Origin of the sequence: Flavobacterium sp. UBA4854, assembly GCF_002399805.1 — a bacterium.
In the GTDB taxonomy this organism is placed as follows: domain Bacteria; phylum Bacteroidota; class Bacteroidia; order Flavobacteriales; family Flavobacteriaceae; genus Flavobacterium; species Flavobacterium ginsengisoli.
Map to the genome: position 1 here is coordinate 102,519 of NZ_DHEI01000040.1, position 861 is coordinate 103,379.

The 861-nt window shown below is 36.1% G+C and carries 2 protein-coding genes; both read right to left on the reverse strand.

Annotation, left to right across the window (positions count from 1 at the left end):
• The coding region (gene infC / locus B3J44_RS05760; protein ID WP_414654762.1) for a translation initiation factor IF-3 at positions 1–251 on the reverse strand (251 nt) is incomplete at its 3' end.
• A 76-nt stretch (positions 252–327) separates the two neighbouring features.
• The coding region (locus B3J44_RS05765) for a His/Gly/Thr/Pro-type tRNA ligase C-terminal domain-containing protein (RefSeq protein ID WP_286966720.1) at positions 328–861 on the reverse strand (534 nt) is incomplete at its 5' end.

The following is an 861-nucleotide window of genomic DNA, read 5'->3' on the forward strand; positions in this document are numbered from 1 at the left end:
CCAAATCGAATTTCCTTTACCACAACTTGAGAAGATTTAGCCTTCAAAGCCTTATCTCTTTTCTTTTGTTCGTAAACAAATTTCTTGTAATCCATGATTTTACAAACCGGTGGTTCCGCATTTGGCGAAATTTCAACTAAATCCAATTCAAATTGGTCAGCTAAACGTAGCGCGTCAGCGATTTTAAAAACCCCAGGTTCAATGTTTTCACCTACAAGACGTACTTCAGGAACACGAATAAGATTGTTTATTCTGTGCGCATCTTTCTTCTCTACTCGAGGTTGAAAACCTCTGTTACTTTTTATTGCTATGACTTTCTAATTTAAGTTAAACTGTAAATACTTTTAATGTCTTTTTTATCTCTTCGTCTACAATCGTAGCAAATTCTTCGATTGAAACTGTGATATTGCCTTTTCCTTCTTGTCCGTGACGACGAATAGAAATCGTGCCATTTTTCTCTTCTTCCTCACCAACGATAAGCATAAATGGAATTTTCTGCATTTCTGCATCTCTAATTTTCTTACCGATAGTTTCATTTCGGTTGTCAATTAGGGCGCGAATTTCGTGATTTTCTAGCAAATCTAAAACTTTTTTAGCATAATTTTCGTATTTCTCGCTCAAAGACAAGATAATAGCCTGCTCAGGCATTAGCCAAAGTGGGAAATTTCCTGCTGTATGCTCTAGTAAAATTGCTATAAAACGTTCCATAGATCCAAAAGGAGCTCTGTGAATCATAACAGGGCGATGTAATTCATTATCAGCGCCTTTGTAAGTTAATTCAAAACGTTCAGGCAAGTTGTAATCTACCTGAATTGTTCCTAATTGCCATTGTCTTCCCAAAGCATCTTTTACCATGAAATC